The sequence below is a fragment of the Kitasatospora sp. NPDC101176 genome (genome assembly GCF_044768035.1).
Taxonomy (GTDB): Bacteria; Actinomycetota; Actinomycetes; order Streptomycetales; family Streptomycetaceae; genus Kitasatospora.
Genome location: NZ_JBIWPA010000038.1, coordinates 1 through 15,182 on the forward strand (window position 1 = coordinate 1; position 15,182 = coordinate 15,182).

Below are 15,182 nucleotides of genomic sequence, written 5' to 3' on the forward strand. Positions count from 1 at the left end.
CCGCCCGGCCAGGGCGAAGGCGAGCGTGGTCTTGCCCGCGCTCGGCAGCCCGGTCAGCCACACGGTGGCGCCGCGCTCGCAGGGGCCGGCCGCGCGGGCCGCCCCTGCGGCTGCGGCCGCGGCGGCCGGGGTGTGAACTGTGGTCACGGTGGAGTCCTTCGTCGGTAGGTGGCGGTGGGTCGGAGAGGGGGAGGGTGCGGTGCCGGAACGGCGGTGGCGGTGGGTCAGAGGTGGATGCCGCACTCGGTCTTGCCCGAGCCGGACCAGCGGCCGGCCCTGGCGTCCTCGCCCTCCGCGGGCTTGCGGGTGCAGGACAGCGGCGAGCAGCCGATGGACGTGTAGCCCTCCCACAGCAGCGGGTTGAGCAGCACGCCGTTGGCGGCGACGTAGGCGTCGACGTCCTCCTGCGTCCAGCGGGCGATCGGGGCGATCTTGACCTTGCGGCGCTTGGCGTCCCAGGCCACCACCGGGGTGTTCGCCCGGGTCGGGGACTCGTCGCGCCGTACGCCGGTGGCCCAGGCGTCGTAGCCGCCGAGGCCGCGGTTCAGCGGCTCGACCTTGCGCAGCGCGCAGCACAGGTCCGGGTCGCGGTCGTGCAGGTGCGGTCCGTGCTCGGCGTCCTGCTCGGCCACCGTGCGCAGCGGCTGGAGCGTGATGACGTTGACCGGCATGGTCGCGGCCACCGCGTCACGGGTGCCGATGGTCTCTGCGAAGTGGTAGCCGGTGTCCAGGAACACGACGTCCACGCCGGGGAACACCGAGGAGGCGAGGTGGGCGACCACCGCGTCCTCCATCGAGGAGGTGACGCAGAACCGGCTGCCGAAGGTGTCGGCGGCCCAGCGCAGGATCTCCTGCGCCGTGGCCTCCTCCAGCTCCCGTGCGGCGGTGGTGGCGATCGCCTCGTAGTCAGTCGTTGCGCTGGTCATCGGACGGACCCCCGTGGTTGGTCGCGGACAGCAGGCCGAGGAACTTCAACTGGAATGCGCGGCGGCACCCGTGGCATTCCCAGGCCCCGTGCCCGGCTTCGGAGGGGCGCAGGTCCTCGTCCCCGCAGTAGGGACAGAAGAACGGCGCGGCACGCTCGCTCATCGGGCACCCCGCTTCTCCCGGTGCGCGGTCACGACAGCTGCTCCTCGCCGGCCCGGGCCGCCCACTGGGCGAAGCGCTCGCCCTCGGCGCGGTCGGCCTGGTAGCGGGTCAGGACGCGCTCGACGTAGTCCGGCAGGCCCTCCTTGGTGACCTTGAGGCCGCGGACCTTGCGGCCGAAACCGGCCTCCAGGCCCAGCGCGCCGCCCAGGTGCACCTGGTAGCCCTCGACCTGGTTGCCGTCCTCGTCGGTGACGAGCTGGCCCTTGAGGCCGATGTCGGCGACCTGGATGCGGGCGCAGGCGTTCGGGCAGCCGTTGATGTTGATGGTCAGCGGCTCGGAGAAGTCGGGCAGGCGCTTCTCCAGCTCGTCGATGAGCGTGCGGCCGCGCTCCTTGGTCTCGACGATGGCGAGCTTGCAGTACTCGATGCCGGTGCAGGCCATGGTGCCGCGGCGGAACGGCGACGGGGTGACCCGCAGGTCGAGCGCCTCCAGGCCGGCCACCACGGACTCGACCTGGTCCTCGGCGACGTCGAGGATCAGCATCTTCTGCTCGGCGGTGGTGCGCAGCCGGTCGCTGCCGTGGGCGGCGGCGAGGTCGGCGATCTGGCCGAGCAGCCGGCCGTCGACGCGGCCGACGCGCGGCGCGAAGCCGATGTAGTAGTTGCCGTCCTTCTGCTTGTGGACGCCGACGTGGTCGCGCCAGCGGGCGACCGGCTCGGCGGGTGCGGGGCCGTCGACCAGGCGGCGGCCGAGGTACTCGTCCTCCAGCACCTGACGGAACTTCTCCTGGCCCCAGTCGGCCACCAGGAACTTCAGCCGGGCGCGGTTGCGCAGCCGGCGGTAGCCGTAGTCGCGGAAGATGCCGATGACGCCGCCGTAGACGTCGGCGACCTCGTCCAGCGGGACCCAGGCGCCCAGTCGCACGCCGAGGCGGGGGTTGGTCGAGAGGCCGCCGCCGACCCAGAGGTCGAAGCCGGGGCCGTGCTCGGGGTGGACGACGCCGACGAAGGCGATGTCGTTGATCTCGTGCGCCACGTCCAGCAGCGGGGAGCCGGAGACGGCGGACTTGAACTTGCGCGGCAGGTTGGAGAAGTCCTTGTTGCCGATGAAGCGGCGCTGGATCTCGTCGATGGCGGGGGTGCCGTCGATGATCTCGTCCTCGGCGATGCCGGCCACCGGGGAGCCGAGGATGACGCGCGGGGTGTCACCGCAGGCCTCGGTGGTGGAGAGGCCGACGGCCTCCAGCTTCTGCCAGATCGCCGGGACGTCCTCGATCCGGATCCAGTGGTACTGCACGTTCTGGCGGTCGGTCAGGTCGGCGGTGTTGCGGCCGTACTGCTCGGAGACCTCGGCGATCGCCTTCAGCTGGGCGACGGTCAGCCGGCCGCCGTCGATGCGCACGCGGAGCATGAAGTACTCGGCGTCGAGCTCGTGCGGGTCCAGGATCGCGGTCTTGCCGCCGTCGATGCCCTCCTTGCGCTGGGTGTACAGGCCCCACCAGCGCATCCGGCCGCGCAGGTCCGCCGGGTCGATCGAGTCGAAGCCCCGGTGCGCGTAGATCGTCTCAATGCGTGTCCGCACATTGAGACCGTCGTCGTCCTTCTTGAACTGCTCGTTGGCGTTCAGGGGGGTGTGGTGGCCCATGCCCCACTGGCCCTCACCGCGGTGGCGGGTCACCTTGCGCGGCGCCGCGGGGCGGCGCGCGGGCGCGCGGTCGGCCGCGGGCTCGGTGGTCTCGGGAGTGGTGGCCATGGTGAAGTCCTTCGGGGCAGGTGGCTCTGACGCCGGGTTGGTCGCTGGGCGTGCTCGGCGGGGCGGGGCTGCTGTGACCTGCGGGTTTTCCCAGGGCCGGAGAGAGCAGTGACCGTGGCCGGGCGGGCGCCTGCGCGTCCGCTTCAGCGGGGACGGCGAGGTGGATGGCGCCGGGTGCGGTGGTGCGGCGGGGTGGGCTCAGATCACCGGACAGATGGCGCTGGACACGCGGAGGAGGTCGACGTGGAGTCGACCTACCAGGGTGGTTCCGGCGCTAGACATGGCAAGAGATTCGCACGGCGTGGGACTCGCGGTCCACTAACATCCGCATTGTGGACGCTGAGGTTTCGTCATGTGAGACTCGCGGAGGTTCCCGCCGCTCCCGGCCCCGGGGCCTCCCGTGCGACCGTACCCCGGGGGAGATCAACCGCGCGGGCCCGGCCCGATACCGTTAGCCCTGTGCAAGCAGCAGGCGATACGAGCAGACCGACCCCCGAACGGCCGTCCCGGCGCCGGGGCAAGGGCTCCCGGCGCGCGGCCAAACAGGCCACCTGGCGCCGCACGGCGTGGGAACTCGTCAGGGACACCACCAACACCTGCGTCGAGTACCGGGTCACCGGCCTCGCCGCGGAGGCGGCCTTCTTCACCCTGCTGTCGATCCCACCGCTGCTGCTCGGCCTGGCCGGCACCCTCGGCTACCTCGACGAGTTCCTCGGCGCGGGCACCATCGACCGGCTCAAGCACGACATCGTCTCGGCCTCCGGAACGGTGCTGTCCGACTCCTCCGTCACGCAGGTCGTCGTCCCGCTGCTGAACCAGGTGTTCGACCACACCCGGCCCGACCTCATCTCGATCGGCTTCCTGCTGTCGCTGTGGTCCGGCTCCAGAGCGCTCTACATCTTCATCGACACCATCACCGTCATGTACGGGCTCGACGGCAAGCGCGGCATCGTCAAGACCCGGCTGATGTCCCTCGGCCTCTACCTCGGCGCCCTCGTCATCGGCTCCCTCGTGCTGCCGCTGCTGATGGCCGGTCCGGGCCTGATCGAGAACGCCGTGCCGGGCGTCGCGGGGCTGGTCGGCGCCACCTACTGGCCGGTCGCGATCCTGCTGCTGATCGTCTCCCTGACCACCCTCTACCACCTGGCCGTCCCCGTCTCCACCCCGTGGCGCGAGGACATCCCCGGCGCCCTGGTCGCCCTGGTGGTGCTGGTCGTCTGCAGCGTCGCGCTGCGGATCTACCTGGTCAGCTCGGTCGAGGGCCCCACGGTGTACGGCTCGCTGGCCGCGCCGGTGGCCGTCCTGCTGTGGATCTTCGTGGTCGCCCTGGCCGTCCTCATCGGCGCCGCCATGAACGCCGCCATAGACCGCCGCTGGCCCACCCTGGAGACCGCCGACGCCCGCGCCGAGAACGAGCGCGCCCACGAGGAGGCCGCCGCCGCCGTCGTGCGCGAGGTCGCCGCCCGGCGCGCCGTCGAACGGGCCCGGCGCGCCCGCGAACTCGGCCTCGCCGAGGGGGCCGAGGAGGAGTGGGAGGACGAGGGCGACGACACCGAGGCCGACGTCCCCTCCGAGTACCCGGAACGCTGGGCCGACGTGCTGGCCGCCGACAACGTCCGCGGCCGGCTCACCGCCCGCGGCGGGCCCCACCACCGGCCCGGGCCACCGCCGCCGGACAGCGACCGGCCGGCCGGGCCTCCGCCGGAGCGGCCGGCGCCCAGCTACCCGCCCAAGCCGCCGTGGGAGCAGCAGTAGGGAATGGCGGCGGAGGCCGGCGGGGGCCGGTGGGGGCCGGGGTCCGGCTGGGGCCGGGAGCACGGCAGGGCGGGGTCGGCAGGGCCCGGCCCGTCGGGCTGGTCCGTGGGGCTGGTTCGTAGGCCGGGACGTGCGGCAGGGCCTCTCCCGCGGGTGCGGGGAGGCCCTGTCGTCGTCCGGTGCCGGCCCGGGCCCCTCCCGGGGTTGCGCGGGCGGGACGGGGTCAGGCGGTGGCGGGGTTCGGCGGGAACGGGAGGTTCGGGGCGCGCGGCCCGTGCGGGGCCGGGGGGTGGCCGAACGGGGACGCCTCGGCAGGGGCGTGCGAGCCGGCCGGGTCCGCGGGCGTCGGCGTCCCGTAGGTCGGGGTGCCGGGTGTCGGGGTCCCCACCGGCGGGGTGCCCGTCGCCGGTCCGCCCGGGGCCGCCGACCGGTCGGGACGGCCGGCCTGGACCGGGAGCGGCTCCGGGCCCGGCTGGGCCGGCTCCAGCGCCGTGCGCCCGGCCGAGTCGCTCAGCTTGATCAGCAGGGCCACGATCAGCCAGTTCGCCAGCAGCGACGAGCCGCCCGCCGCCAGGAACGGCAGCGCCTTGCCCGTCAGCGGGACCAGCCCGCTCACCCCGCCGACCACCACGAACACCTGCAGCGCCAGCGCCGTCGACAGCCCGGCCGCGAGCAGCTTGCCGAAGGGGTCGGTCAGCCCGACCGCCGTGCGCAGCCCGCGCTGGACCAGCAGCAGGTAGACCAGCAGCACGGCCGTCACCCCGGCCAGGCCCAGCTCCTCGCCGATCGTGGTGAAGACGAAGTCGCTGCGCCCGGCGAACCCGATCAGCCAGGGGCGTCCCGAGCCCAGGCCCGTCCCCGTCAGGTGTCCGGTGCCGAGGCTGAACAGCGCCTCCGCGGGCTGGTCGGAGATGATTGCCGGGTCGTGGTGCTCCTTGTAGATGTCCAGCGGGTGCAGCCAGGCCTCGACGCGCCCGTGCACGTGCGGCTCCACCGTGCCGACCACCGCCGCGCCGCCGACGGCCATCAGGACGCCGAGCACCACCCAGCTGGTCCGCTCGGTCGCCACGTACAGCATCACGACGAAGACGCCGAAGAAGATCAGCGAGGTGCCGAGGTCGCGCTCGAAGACCAGCACCAGCAGGCTGACCACCCAGATCGCCAGCACCGGGCCGGCGTGCCGTCCGCGCGGCAGGGTCAGCCCCCAGACCTTCCGGCCGGCCAGCGCCAGTGCGTCCCGGGAGGCCATCAGGTAGCCGGCGAAGAAGATCGTGATCGCGACCTTCACGAACTCGTCCGGCTCGAAGGAGAGCCCGAACAGGCGGATCCAGCGCTTCGCGCCGAAGTCCTCCGCCCGGCCGGGGAAGAAGGCCGGCGCCGCCAGCAGGATCAGCGCGCCGGTCATCAGCAGGTACACGTACCGCTGGAAGAACCGGTGGTGCTTGATCAGCACGATCAGCCCGATCGCCACCGCGACCGAGATGAACACCCACATCAACTGCGAGGGCGCGGCCGGCAGCTTCTGGTAGTCGCCCTTCGCGGCGTGCACCGCCTTGTACGAGACGTCCAGCCGGTCGAGCAGCATCAGGCCGAAGCCGGTCAGGAAGACGCCCAGCGGCAGGATCAGCGGATCCGCGTACGGGGCGAACCGGCGCACCGCCAGGTGGGCCGCCCCGGCCAGCCCGCCCAGGGCCAGCGCGTGCACCAGCAGACCGTGCGGCATCGCCCCGGTCAGCGCCAGATCGGCGTCGACGTGGCCCGCCAGGCAGACGGCCACCGCGAGCGCCAGCAGACCGAGCTCGATGTTGCGGTGGCGCCCCGCCAGGCGGCGGCCCTCGCTGCGTGCAGTGCTGAGCACCCTTGTCGTCCCCTTGTCATGACCCCGTGGCCGCTACCGCCGACGGTGCATCCTGCCAGACGGGACGGGCGCCCCGGCGGTTGCGCGGAGGCGGGTGACCAGACCAGAACTTTGCCCGGGCAAGGCTTTGTCCGGGGCCTGGTAAAGCCTTGTCCTGGTGCAGGTATAGAGGTGGGGCCCGGGCGCGGGCGGGGGTCGGCCGGGGGGCCATCATGGCCGGGCACGGCGCCGGGCCCGCGCGACCTCCGGAGCGGGGGCCGCGATCCGGGACGCCGGTGCGGCGGCGGACCGGCAGCGGGCGAACGAGGTGGACGGATGGACGGCGCGGTGCGGGAACTCGCCTACAGCGGCCCGCCCCCCTGGCAGTGGTCCGACCTCGCCACCTCGTGGACGGCCGAACCGCTGGTGCTCGGCCTCTCCGTGCTGCTCGCCGGCTGGTACCTGTCCGCGGTGCGCTCCGTCCGCCGCGCCGGGGGCCCGCGCTGGCAGCCCTCCCGCACCGCCGCCTTCCTCGGCGGGCTGCTGCTCTGGATCTGGTGCACCTGCTCCGGGCTCGGCGTCTACGAACGCGTGCTGTTCACCGACCGGGCCGTGCAGGTCGTGCTGCTGCTCATGGTCGTGCCGCTGCTGCTCGCGCTCGGTGCGCCGGTCTCGCTGCTGGTCGCGGCCGCGCCGCCGGCCCGGCGCGAGCGCGTCCTGCGGGCGCTGCGCAGCCGGCCGTCCAAGGTGCTGATGTTCCCGGCTGTCTCCACCGCTCTGCTGATGGCGCCGCCGTGGCTGCTGTACTGCACGCCCTGGTACGAGGAGTCGGTGTCCAGCGCGGCGGGGAACGTGCTGCTGCACCTGGCGCTGGTGCTGCTCGGCCTGGCGTACTTCTGGCCGCGGCTGCAGATCGACCCGGTCGGGCACGAGTACCCGCACCTGGTCGGGCTGTTCATCACCTTCGCCGAGGTGATCTTCGACGCGGCGCTCGGGCTGGTGCTGATCTACGGCGGGCACCTGGTCGCCGAGCACTACTACGTGGCGCTCGGGCGGCCGTGGGGGCCGAGCCTCGCGCAGGACCAGACCTGGGGCGGCAACGCGCTGTGGGTGCTGGGCGACCTGGTCGGGCTGCCGTTCCTCGCCGCCCTGGTGCGGCGGATGGTGGTGCAGGGGCGGGAGGAGACCGAGGCGGTGGACGCCGAGCTGGACGCCCGCTTCGAGGCGGCCGCGGCGGAGGCGCTGGAGGAGGGGCGGCCGGCCGAGGAGGAGGCCGGGATGCGGCCCTGGTGGCTGGACGACCCGAACCTCAAGCACCGGTACGGCGGGTAGGGCCGGGCGGGACGCCGGGGTCCGGCGGGCGGGGCTCGGCGGGGCGAAGGCAGGGCACAGGCGGGGCGCCGGCGGGGCGCAGGCAGGGCGCAGGCAGGGCCAAACTTTGCCCCTCGTGGGGTTCATCCCGCCCTCGCCCCCGCATTCGTGCAGGTCAAAAACCCGTTGGCGGGAGCGCCCCGCTCCGCTAGCGTTTGGCACGTCCGGTTCGGGCGCCGAGAGGCCGCCCGAGGAGTAGAGAGCAGGAGGTGGCCCCCGTGGTTGTCGTTGCCCCGATAGCTGCCCTGGGCAGTACGCGCGTTCACCTCCTCATCCCGGCCGCCGGCTGACCTCTCCGCGCCAGCCGCAGCCCGCCGGGACCATCTCCTCCCGAAGGGCACACTGCGTTGTTCAACGCTGCCTCCACTTCGTCGTTCCCTCTTTCCTCTTCCTCTTCTTCCCCTTCTTCGTCGCCGTCCTCCGGTGACGCGCCGCTGGCCGGGTACGGCTGGACGTCCGACCTCGCCGAGCAGTTCGCCCCGTACGTCGAGGCCGGGCTGCTCCCGGCCCGGATCGTCCGGGTCGACCGCGGCCAGTGCGACGCCGTGCTCGCCGACCCGGACACCGGCGAGCCGCGCACCGTCCGGCTCGACACCCGGCCGGTGGGCGACGCCGACATGATCAACTGCCCGTGCACCGGCGACTGGGCCGCCGTGGACCTCCACGCCCGGCCGATGGCCGCCGTCACCGCGCTGCTGCCGCGCTCCACCGCGATCATCCGCAAGGTGGCGGGCAAGCGCTCCGACGGTCAGGTGCTGGCCGCCAACGTCGACTCCGTCCTGATCACCGCCTCGCTGGCGGCCGACCCCGACCTCGGCAGGATCGAGCGCTTCCTCGCCCTGGCCTGGGAGTCCGGCGCCGAACCACTGGTCGTCCTCACCAAGGCCGACCTGGTGCACGACGCCGAGTTCATCCGGGCCGACGTCGAGGCGATCGCGCCCGGCGTGACGGTGCTCGTGGTCAGCGCCGAGACGGGCGAGGGCATGGACGTGCTGCGCGCCTGCATCCCCGGCACCACGGCCCTGATCGGCCAGTCCGGCGTGGGCAAGTCCACGCTCACCAACACCCTCGCGGGCACCGCCGTGATGGCCGTCCAGGAAGCCCGCGAGGGCGACCAGAAGGGCCGCCACACCACGACCACCCGTGAGCTGTTCCCGCTGGCCGGCGGGGGCGTGCTGATAGACACCCCCGGGCTGCGCGAGGTCGGCCTCTACGGTGGCGAGGGCGTGGAGATGGCCTTCGGCGACATCGCCGAACTGGCCGAGGACTGCCGGTTCCACGACTGCGGGCACCACACCGAGCCCGGCTGCGCGGTGCAGGCCGCTCTGGCCGACGGCACGCTGCCGCAGCGCCGGATGGACAGCTACCTCAAGCTCCAGCGCGAGAACGAGTGGATCGCCTCCCGCTCGGACGCCCGCCTGGCCTCGGCGCGGCTCAAGAAGTGGAAGACGATCACCAAGTCGATGCGCGCCTCGGGAGGTCCGGTGAAGCGCTGACCAGGCCCGCGCCGGCCGTGACCGGCCTCCGCGCGGGCCACTCGGCTCAGCGGAGGTCGGCCAGCAGGCGGAAGCGTTCCAGGATGACCGAGGTGGTGTCGTCCACGGTGAAGCCCGGGTCACCGAGGGCGCCGCGCAGCTCGGGGCCGTGCCAGAAGCGCTCGTGCGCCGAGCGCCAGGCGGCCACCGTGTCGTACCCCTCGCCCTCGTCGAGGGCGTGCTGCAGGTCGACCTCGGAGAGCGGGACGATCCGGACGTGCGTGGTCTCGATCACGGCGATCCGGCGGTCGGCCGAGTCGAGCACCGCGGTCAGCTCCCCGACCAGGGGGAGGGGCTCGTCCGCGACCTCGTACTCGGTCAGCAGACCGGTGGTGCTCGTCTTCGCGCCGCTGAGGACGGCCGTGACCAGGGCGTCCCGCAGCGGACCGGGAAAGGCGAACTCGGCCGGGCGCATGGCGACGATCCTGGGGTCGTCCGGGCCGGTGTAGGGCTGCGTGCTCAGATCGCTCATTCGGGCGAGCGTATCCGCCGCAGCTGCTCCGGGCCCGGGATTATCGGGCGGTGGCCGAGGGTCACCCGGCGACCCAGAGAGCCGGGGTGGTCCGGGCTGGGTGGGCCGTGGGCCCTGGGTGGCGGGTGGCGGGTGGCGGGTGGCGGGTGGCGGGTGGGGTGGGGGAGGGGGGAGGGGGAGGGCCCCCCATGGCGATGTCCGATTCCCGCCAGTCACCCCCTCCCCGGTGCCGCAGACTGGACAGCGTGATCGACGACGACATCCGGTACCGAGCAGTGGACAGCCGCGACGCCCGCTTCGACGGTGTCTTCTTCACGGCCGTCACCTCGACCGGCATCTACTGCCGACCGAGCTGCCCCGCCGTGACCCCCAAACGAGTCAACTGCGTCTTCTACCCCAGCGCCGCGGCCGCCCAGGGCGCGGGCTTCCGCGCCTGCCGGCGCTGCCGGCCCGACTCCGTGCCGGGATCGCCGGAGTGGAACCACCGCGCCGACCTGGTCGGCCGCGCGATGCGCCTGATCGGCGACGGCGTGGTGGACCGCGAGGGCGTGGCGGGCCTGGCCGGCCGCCTCGGCTACAGCTCCCGGCAGCTCCAGCGCCAGCTGACCGCCGAACTCGGCGCCGGCCCGATCGCGCTGGCCCGCGCCCGGCGCGCCCAGACCGCCCGCCTGCTGCTCCAGACCACCGAACTGCCGGTCACCGACGTGGCGTTCGCGGCCGGCTTCGCCTCCGTCCGGCAGTTCAACGACACCGTCCGCGAGGTCTACGACCGCACCCCGAGCGGCCTGCGGGCCGAGGTCGCGGCCGGCCGCCGCACGGCGGCCCCGGCCGGTGGCCTCACCCTCCGGCTGGCCTACCGCGGCGCGCTCGACAGCGACCACCTGATCGACTTCCTGGCCCTGCGCGCCGTCCCCGGCGTCGAGGAGGTCGTCCCCGGGCAGCGCCCCGGCGTCCGGACCTACCGCCGCACCCTGGCCCTCCCGTACGGTCACGGCATCGCCGAGGTCGACGGCCTCGCGCCGGGCGAGCCGCGCACCCGCGGCTGGCTGGACTGCCGCCTGCTGCTCGCCGACCTGCGCGACCTGCCGACCGCCGTCCAGCGCCTGCGCGGCCTGTTCGACCTCGACGCCGATCCGGACGCGGTCGACGAGCAGTTGGGCGCCGACCCGGTGCTCGGCCCGCTGGTCCGCGCCCGCCCCGGTCTTCGCTCGCCCGGCCACGTGGACCCGCACGAGCTCGCCGTCCGCGCGGTCCTCGGCCAGCAGGTCACCGTCGGCGCCGCCCGTACGCTGGCCGGCCGGCTGGCCCGGAAGTACGGCGCCGCGCTGCCCGAACCCAGCGGTGGGCTGAACCTGCTCTTCCCGACCGCAGCGGTCCTGGCCACCGCGGACCCGGAGGACTTCGCGATGCCCGCCGCCCGCCGCCGGGCGCTCACCGGCCTCTGCGCCGCCCTGGCCGAGGGCGTGGTCCGGCTCGACGGCGGAGTGGACCGGGAGGAGTCCGCGGCGAGCCTGCTGGCCCTGCCCGGCATCGGCCCGTGGACCGTCGGCTACCTGAGGATGCGGGCCCTCGCCGACCCGGACGTCTTCCTCCCGGGCGACGCGGGCGTCAGGCACGGACTCGTCCGGCTCGGCGCCCCCGGCGACCCGAAGAACGCCGCCCGCGCGGCCGAGGCCTGGGCGCCCTGGCGCTCCTACGCCGTCCACCGGCTGTGGGCCGGGCCCGTGAGCACCACCAGTACCGGAACGGAGAACGCACAGGCATGAGCACCACCGTCTACACCACCATGGAGAGCCCGCTCGGCCGGCTGCTGCTGAGCGGCGTCCTGCCCGAGGACGGCGGGCCGGCCGCGCTGGCCACCGTCACCGCACCCGGCCAGAAGTACGCACTGGCCGAGCCCGCCGACGACTGGGTCCTCGACCCGGAGGCGCTGGCCGAGCCGGTCGCCCAGCTGACCGCCTACTTCGCGGGCGAGCGCACCGGCTTCGACCTCCCGCTCGCCCCGGTGGGCACCGAGTTCCGGCGGCGGATCTGGGCGGCCCTCGACGAGATCCCCTACGGCGAGACCGTCACCTACGGCCGGCTCGCCGACCTGGCCGGGGAGTCGCCGCGGGCGGTCCGGGCGGTCGGCGGGGCGGTGGGCTCCAACCCGCTGCTCATCGTCCGGCCCTGTCACCGGGTCATGGGGGCCAACGGCTCGCTGACCGGCTTCGCCGCCGGTGTGGACCGCAAGCGCTGGCTGCTGGAGTTGGAGAGCGGCACGCTGTTCTGACGCGGCCCGCCCGGCTGCGGGTGTCCCGCTCCTGCCGGGCCGACGCTTCCCGCCGTCGCCGTCCGGCCGTCGGCGTCCCGCCGTCCGGCCGCTCAGTCCTCCGGACTCCGGAGGTCCACCCGCCAGTCGTGGCTGCGCATGAACCGCCCGGGCGGGAACTCGAAGTCCGTCTCGCCGAGCAGCGTGAACCCGGCCTTCGCGCAGACCGCGTTGGAGGCGGGGTTGTCCACCGAGGGGAAGGCGTGCAGGTGGCGGTGGGCGCCCTCGCGGCGGGCGGCCGCGACGGCGGCGCGGGCGGCGGCGACGGCGATGCCCCGGCCCTGGTGCCCGGGCAGCACGTTCCACCCCATCTCGTGGACGGTCTCGCCCCGCCAGGTCCGGGTGCCGTAGCCGACGGTGCCGACGGCCTCGCCCTCGGGGAGCAGCACGATCCGGTACATGCAGCCGAGGCCGGACGGGACGAAGTCCAGGTAGCGTCGGTGCCGGACGAGGAGCTGCTCGTCGGTCTCCGGGCCGCCGACGTGCCGCTTCATCTCGGGGGTGTTGACGCGGCGCAGCAGCGCCAGGTCGGTGTCCGTCCAGGGTTCGATGAGGACCTGTGCCGTGGTCATGCCGGGCACCGTAGTGCGCCGCGGACCGTTCCGACCAGCGGTTTTCGCGGCCCCGACCCGCCCGCCGTCCGGCCCCGCCCGCCGTCCGGCCCCGTCCGGCCCGGGCCCGGCCCCGTCCGGCCCCCGCGGGGGCCGACCCGGTTCAGCCCTGGTCGGTGGCGGCGCCCGGGTCGGCCAGGGCGAGCGCGAGCTGTTCGAGGGCGGGCAGGGCGTGCACGACGGCTTCGCGGTCGGCCGGGGCGAGGACGTCGAGGGCGGCGGCGATGCGGCGCTCGTGGGCGCGCTGCCAGTCGTCGAGCTGGCGCCGCCCGGCCGGGGTGAGGGCGATCCGGGCGGTGCGGCGGTCGCCGGGGTCGGCCTGGCGGTCGACGAACCCGGCGTCGAGGAGCTTGCCGACCAGCCCGCTGACGGTGTTGGGGGCGAGCCGCTGCCGGGCGGCGAGTTCGCCGACCCGCAGGGGTGCGGCGGACAGGGTCTGGAGGAGTTCGACCTGCGCCATCGGCAGGGACTCCCACGGGTAGTCGGTGCGGATGCTGCTGCGCAGGGCGCGGCGCAGCCGGGTGACGGTGTCGGTGAGCCGCCGGGCGTGTTCGACCGCCGTTCCGGGAGGTTCGGTGGCGGGGTCGGGAACGTGTGGTGACGACGGCATGGCGGACAGCGTATCCCCTGGTACGAGGGGGTCCGGCAGCGCTGTCCGACGTCGGGCGCCGGCGCCGGGGTGGCGCGCGGGGCGCCCTCCGGGGCGCCGTCCGGTGTGTCGTCCCGGTGTCTGTCGCAGGGCGATCGGCTCGCTCAGGGAACATGTCTGCGTCCGATATATTCGTGGCATGAACGCCACCGCCCTCGCCGCGCGGCTGCTCACCGAGCGGCCCCGGCCCCGGGGCATAGCCGGTTGGCGCCACGCCCACTGGCTGGCCGTCGGCACCGTCTGCCTCGGCGCCTTCCTCGGACAGCTCACCGCCAGCGTCACCGCCCTCGTCTTCCCGGCCCTCGGCCAGCACTTCCACGCGGACTTCGCGGCCGTCGAATGGGTCGCCCTCGCCTACCTCCTGGTCCTGGTCGCCCTGCTCGCCCCGATCGGGTGGCTCTCCGACCTGGTCGGCCGCAAGACCATGTACCTCGGCGGCTTCGCCGTCTTCGCCCTGGCCTCGCTCGGCGCCGGACTCGCCGGCAGCCTCGGCGAGCTGGTCGCCTTCCGGGGCGTCCAAGCCGTCGGCGGCGCCATGATGCAGGCCAACAGCGTCGCCCTGGTGGCGCGCGGGGTCCCGGAACACGCGATGCGGCGCGCCCTCGGCATCCAGGCCGCCGCCCAGGGCCTCGGCCTGGCCCTCGGCCCCAGTCTCGGCGGGCTGCTGGTCGAACACGCCTCCTGGCGGTGGGTGTTCTGGATCAACGTGCCGATCGGCGTGCTCGGCATCCTCGCGGGCTGGTTCCTGCTGCCCCGCACGCGGAGCACGGGCACCGGGAGCGGGGCGACCCCGGACCCCGGGACGGCGTCCCGCTCCCGCGCCGCCGGCCCCTGCGCGGGCCGACCCGTTGCCGGCCGACCCCTTGTCGGCGGACCGGTCGCCGACCGGCCCCGCGTCGGCCGGCGCCGTCCGAAGCGGTCCGCGCGCCCCGAGGACGGCCGCTTCGACCTGCTCGGCCTGCTGCTGCTCACCGGCTCCACCACCGCCCTGCTGCTCGCCCTCTCCACCGCCTCCGGCCTGCCGCTGCCCGGCTGGGCCGCCGCCGCGCTGCTGCTCACCGCCTCCGTCCTGGCCCTCGCCCTGGTCCGGCAGGAACGGCGGGCCTCCCGGCCGATCCTCGCCCCCGGCCTGGTCAACACCCCGGGGGTGCGGTCCGGGCTGGTGGTCTCGCTGATCGGCTACCTGCTGCTGTTCTGCCCGCTGGTGCTCGGCCCGGTCCTGCTCACCGGCGCGGGCGTGCCGGTGTCCCGGGCGGGCCTGGTGATCACCCTGCTGCCCGCCGCGTTCGCCGTCGCGGCGACGGTGGGCGGCGCCCTGCTGCCGCGCACCTGGTCGGACGTCAGCCGCTGCCGCGCGGGCGCGCTGCTCGCCGGCGCCGGTCTGCTGCTGTTCGGCCTGCTGCCGACCACCGCCGTGGGCGCGGCCGTCCCGCTGCTGCTCGCCGGCTACGGGCTGGGCCTGCTGCTGCCGGCCAACAACGCGCTGGTGATGCGGGCCGTCCCCGCCCAGTGCTCGGCGGTCGGCGGCGGGATGGTCAACATGGCGCGCAGCCTCGGCACCGCGCTCGGCACCGCGCTACCGGTACTCGGCGTCCACCTGGCCGGTACGGCCTCCGGGGGCCGGGCGGTGCTGCTCACCCTCGCGGCCGTCGCCGTGGCCGCCGCCGCCCTGACCCGCCCCGCCCGCCCCGCCCGCCCCGCGCGCGTCGCCTGAGGCGTGTTGCCCCGCTCGTCATGCCCCCGCGACCGGCACCGGTCCTTCGCGGCCGGCCCGTTGTGTCGTCGATGACGGACGGCCG

Annotated in this window: 15 protein-coding genes; 6 read left to right on the forward strand and 9 right to left on the reverse strand. The window is 74.6% G+C overall.

Annotation, left to right across the window (positions count from 1 at the left end):
- From ACIRS1_RS33760 to ACIRS1_RS33780, 5 genes are all read right to left on the reverse strand, one after another.
- Window positions 1-147: adenylyl-sulfate kinase (locus ACIRS1_RS33760; protein ID WP_402846091.1), on the reverse strand; the 147-nt coding region annotated here is incomplete at its 3' end.
- Between the two features lie 77 nt (window positions 148-224).
- Window positions 225-926, reverse strand: a complete 702-nt coding sequence (locus ACIRS1_RS33765; RefSeq protein WP_360212948.1) for a phosphoadenylyl-sulfate reductase — start codon at window positions 924-926, stop codon at window positions 225-227.
- On the reverse strand, window positions 907-1,089 hold the full coding sequence (locus ACIRS1_RS33770; RefSeq protein ID WP_360212950.1) for a hypothetical protein: 183 nt from the start codon (window positions 1,087-1,089) through the stop codon (window positions 907-909). Before ACIRS1_RS33770 ends, ACIRS1_RS33765 begins: the two co-directional genes overlap by 20 nt.
- Before the next feature lie 28 nt (window positions 1,090-1,117).
- Window positions 1,118-2,842 (reverse strand): nitrite/sulfite reductase, encoded by a 1,725-nt coding sequence (locus ACIRS1_RS33775; RefSeq protein WP_360212952.1) that lies wholly within the window; start codon window positions 2,840-2,842, stop codon window positions 1,118-1,120.
- 198 nt (window positions 2,843-3,040) lie between these two features.
- On the reverse strand, window positions 3,041-3,124 hold the full coding sequence (locus ACIRS1_RS33780; RefSeq protein WP_317621159.1) for a putative leader peptide: 84 nt from the start codon (window positions 3,122-3,124) through the stop codon (window positions 3,041-3,043).
- 177 nt (window positions 3,125-3,301) lie between these two features.
- Here ACIRS1_RS33780 and ACIRS1_RS33785 point away from each other — a divergent pair, with 177 nt between their 5' ends.
- Window positions 3,302-4,597, forward strand: coding sequence for a YihY/virulence factor BrkB family protein (locus ACIRS1_RS33785; RefSeq protein WP_360212954.1), 1,296 nt, complete (start codon window positions 3,302-3,304; stop codon window positions 4,595-4,597).
- Window positions 4,598-4,820: 223 nt separating this feature from the next.
- On the opposite strand, the gene ACIRS1_RS33790 is transcribed toward ACIRS1_RS33785, so the two are convergent.
- On the reverse strand, window positions 4,821-6,455 hold the full coding sequence (locus ACIRS1_RS33790; protein ID WP_402845995.1) for an FtsW/RodA/SpoVE family cell cycle protein: 1,635 nt from the start codon (window positions 6,453-6,455) through the stop codon (window positions 4,821-4,823).
- A gap of 315 nt (window positions 6,456-6,770) precedes the next feature.
- Here ACIRS1_RS33790 and ACIRS1_RS33795 point away from each other — a divergent pair, with 315 nt between their 5' ends.
- Together ACIRS1_RS33795 and rsgA are read left to right on the forward strand one after the other, a co-directional pair.
- Window positions 6,771-7,766, forward strand: a complete 996-nt coding sequence (locus ACIRS1_RS33795; protein ID WP_387904798.1) for a cytochrome c oxidase assembly protein — start codon at window positions 6,771-6,773, stop codon at window positions 7,764-7,766.
- Window positions 7,767-8,152: 386 nt separating this feature from the next.
- On the forward strand, window positions 8,153-9,301 hold the full coding sequence (gene rsgA, locus ACIRS1_RS33800; protein ID WP_360212960.1) for a ribosome small subunit-dependent GTPase A: 1,149 nt from the start codon (window positions 8,153-8,155) through the stop codon (window positions 9,299-9,301).
- A 46-nt stretch (window positions 9,302-9,347) separates the two neighbouring features.
- Here the strand turns inward: rsgA and ACIRS1_RS33805 are convergent, their stop codons facing one another.
- On the reverse strand, window positions 9,348-9,812 hold the full coding sequence (locus ACIRS1_RS33805) for an ASCH domain-containing protein (RefSeq protein ID WP_402845997.1): 465 nt from the start codon (window positions 9,810-9,812) through the stop codon (window positions 9,348-9,350).
- Window positions 9,813-10,006: 194 nt separating this feature from the next.
- Between ACIRS1_RS33805 and ACIRS1_RS33810 the strand changes: the two genes are divergently transcribed.
- Both ACIRS1_RS33810 and ACIRS1_RS33815 read left to right on the forward strand, forming a co-directional pair.
- Complete coding sequence (locus ACIRS1_RS33810; RefSeq protein ID WP_402846093.1) at window positions 10,007-11,578, forward strand: DNA-3-methyladenine glycosylase 2 family protein; 1,572 nt, start codon at window positions 10,007-10,009, stop codon at window positions 11,576-11,578.
- A complete protein-coding gene (locus ACIRS1_RS33815; protein ID WP_402845999.1) occupies window positions 11,575-12,084 on the forward strand; it encodes a methylated-DNA--[protein]-cysteine S-methyltransferase in 510 nt (169 codons plus the stop codon). Before ACIRS1_RS33810 ends, ACIRS1_RS33815 begins: the two co-directional genes overlap by 4 nt.
- Window positions 12,085-12,176: 92 nt before the next feature.
- On the opposite strand, the gene ACIRS1_RS33820 is transcribed toward ACIRS1_RS33815, so the two are convergent.
- Window positions 12,177-12,695, reverse strand: a complete 519-nt coding sequence (locus tag ACIRS1_RS33820; protein ID WP_402846001.1) for a GNAT family N-acetyltransferase — start codon at window positions 12,693-12,695, stop codon at window positions 12,177-12,179.
- A gap of 142 nt (window positions 12,696-12,837) precedes the next feature.
- On the reverse strand, window positions 12,838-13,344 hold the full coding sequence (locus ACIRS1_RS33825; RefSeq protein ID WP_360212968.1) for a MarR family transcriptional regulator: 507 nt from the start codon (window positions 13,342-13,344) through the stop codon (window positions 12,838-12,840).
- A gap of 178 nt (window positions 13,345-13,522) precedes the next feature.
- Here ACIRS1_RS33825 and ACIRS1_RS33830 point away from each other — a divergent pair, with 178 nt between their 5' ends.
- The gene (locus ACIRS1_RS33830) at window positions 13,523-15,097 is read left to right on the forward strand and encodes an MFS transporter (protein WP_402846003.1); all 1,575 of its coding nucleotides are present in this window, start codon (window positions 13,523-13,525) and stop codon (window positions 15,095-15,097) included.
- Window positions 15,098-15,182: the final 85 nt, after the last annotated feature.